This is a genomic window from Mesorhizobium sp. M1329, from assembly GCF_040318035.1.
In the GTDB taxonomy this organism is placed as follows: domain Bacteria; phylum Pseudomonadota; class Alphaproteobacteria; order Rhizobiales; family Rhizobiaceae; genus Mesorhizobium.
Genome location: NZ_JAMYLN010000079.1, coordinates 1 through 2,625, shown reverse-complemented (window position 1 = coordinate 2,625; position 2,625 = coordinate 1). Strand labels below are relative to the sequence as shown.

2 protein-coding genes are annotated in these 2,625 nt (G+C 58.8%); both read right to left on the bottom strand.

The genetic code is table 11. The features are described 5' to 3' along the window. Positions 1-971: 971 nt before the first annotated feature. Positions 972-1,241, bottom strand: a complete 270-nt coding sequence (locus NKH21_RS32600; protein WP_352870003.1) for a KTSC domain-containing protein — start codon at positions 1,239-1,241, stop codon at positions 972-974. Positions 1,242-2,301: 1,060 nt separating this feature from the next. Next, positions 2,302-2,490, bottom strand: coding sequence for a hypothetical protein (locus NKH21_RS32595; RefSeq protein ID WP_352870001.1), 189 nt, complete (start codon positions 2,488-2,490; stop codon positions 2,302-2,304). Positions 2,491-2,625 lie beyond the last annotated feature (135 nt).

Genomic DNA, 2,625 nt, shown 5'->3' with positions numbered 1-2,625 from the left:
CAGAGAAGCGGCTACGTTTCATGTCCTGGTCCTCTCGATGGCCAGAACGAACTTCAAACCGGATTAGATCAGAGGGGCAAGGTCACACCAATTCCGACCGTGTCGCCATGCTGATCCGCCTTGCCATCCATCCTCCGAATCGGGATGACAACACCTGACCATCCCATTCGGAACAGCGACACTATTGGTAACATTTTGCTTGAGGCAATGCGGGGTCAGTTTTCCATGTCGCCCGACATTTGTGGCCCGTTTCCTCGGGACGCTCGCCGCAATGGGTCGCGCCTAGGCACGCGCGTCCTATAGCAGCTCGGGCCGTGGAAATGCCTCCGTGCAAGCCTTCGGCTCGCCCATGGCGTGCGTGGCATAGATCAGGCAGCGAATAGCCGTCGCGCGGCGACGACCAAAGTAATCGGCCCCAAGCGTGGCCGCCAAATTGGAATCTTCGCTCTCATCCGTGAGGCGGACCGTGGGGATCTTATCTCGATCAAGGCGGCACTACCTGTAGTTCGGGAGTATGCGCCTTATCTGGTGGCATCTGACGACGAACTGACCGAGGCGATTGTCGAGGCAGCAACTGCCATGGGCCTTTTTGTGTGTTTCGACGGTCGTCACAGCCAATCGAGCCAAGGTAGCATCACTTCTAAGCTCTACCAGCAGGACCACATGGCCGACGGCAAGAGAACGCGCGACCGAGACCGCCTGGGGGTCCAGCCAGGGCTACGGCGTGGAGCATTTCGCGCGGCAGAATGACATCGCCGTGGATCAGGTCCCCGAACTGATCCGGGCCAATGACAACGACCGCGCGGGCGTTGCGGAAGCCACCAAGGCCCTCCGGCGGGCGGGCGGCCGGAGCCGGTCGGACGGCAAGGGAGATCCGCCAAAGAGCACGAATGCACCTCGGCGAAGCGAAAACTGATTGCCAAAAAAGGTGATTGTCTCCAATGGGCGAACGAGATTCACCGACAGACCCGTCATCCTGGCTCGCTGCCATCCGCAATCAATCGGTAGCGGAAATGATTGCGAATATGGTCGTTAAAGTAGCGGCCCTTCGCGAACGCGGCTTTGAATGCCGCAAAGGTCTCCGGCGGTACTCCCTCAAACTCGTACCGCTTGCCGCTGGCGACGAACCATACGGAAAGGACCTTGCGCTCCGGATCGTATTCCGTTTTGCGAATCGAGGTAGAGGGCATAAGGATCAACGAGCGGAAAAGCCGTCGTGTTCCCAAGAAGCCGGCGGCCACAGGGTTTGCGACCGTAGCTCTAGCTAGAACGCCGTTTGTGTCTCAGAGGCGCGACAACGCAAAGTTCACCTGGCCCGGCCAAGCGCCGACTATTTGACAAGCGCGCAAATGGCATATGCTGTCAGCGTCCAAGCTGTTGGGAGCGTAGTGGCTACATGCGCTTGTGCTACCCACCCCGGAGCTGGGGAAGTAACCGGCAAGCTCCTAGAAATTAGAGCATTTGAATTTGACGCGCTGGCACCGCCACCTATCACGACTTTTGGCTTGGGACACCAAGCCTGTGCGGATTTGTCTGGGCTTGTATCACTCGCGCTTGCATAGTGGGTGATTTCCCAACCGCTGACGCCGTCCTTCCCCGCTGGACCCTCAGCCCCCATTGCACCTTTAGGACCCTGCTTGCCGGGCAGACCTGGTGGACCGACAGGCCCTTGGGGCCCTGGGGGGCCCGCCGTTGCGCAACCTGCAAGCAACGCGACACATGCTAGAGTGGTAATAATTCTCATGACCACCTCCCCGGTTTCCCGGTGAGTTTGACGACAAAAACATTCGCCAAATCGAGCGAATGTATCACCACGCGATAGGAACGCGATCGGCGGCTAACGGAACGTCGTATATGCGCCGTGACGACGGGCAGCCAGCAATCGTGGCGTAGAGTGTTGACGCGCTTCGCGATCAGCCAGCGTAGTGAGCGCATGATCTCCCCACGAGTCCAGCCGGCCTCCCCGATGAAGGTCGACGGCAAGATCGGTTGGAGCACCGTAAGTGTGAAGCTCACCCATCGCGGCTTGAGGTGATGAGCGGGAGATAGTGACACTGAAGGAGCTGAGGAGCTTGCAGTGTCAATTTCTATTTCTGCGCCTATGCCTGATGATAGAAGCTTCCACGTCCTTGAGGCGGTTGCGAACCGCCTGGACGCAAGTCCGCAGCGTCCGCGGCGGCGCTGGTCGGCGGAAGCGAAGGCACGGCGGCGTAAAGCGCTGGCTTGCGTTGCTCGCTCGGACGCCAGCAGGGTCGCATATCCCAACCGTGATGGCTTAAGCGTCGGTCCCGGCTTGAGTGTCTATTCCAGACGGAATTCGACAGCGTGCGCTTCAGCTTTGGTAATGAGGCCGCCGTCGACGGCGGCTTCGAATGCCTTGGCAAAATACTGATCATCGGAAGCCTGGTGGTCCTGGCCCGAAAGATCGATCGGATACGCGCCGATCACCCGGCCTGTAATTTTCTCGATTACCGTCACGGTCCGCTGCATCGGTTTTTCTCCAATTAAACAGAACCTATAGCACATAGAATAGGAACATGAGCGGCAGCCGCTCGCGAGCGGCTTCGAAACATTCGAGCTACACCCACCTGATGGGACGATCTTCGAGGCACTATTCGGATAACC

Coding starts and splice junctions, on each gene's coding strand:
- NKH21_RS32595 (WP_352870001.1), bottom strand. CDS start 2,490: ATGCAGCGGACCGTGACGGTAATCGAGAAAATTACAGGCCGGGTGATC.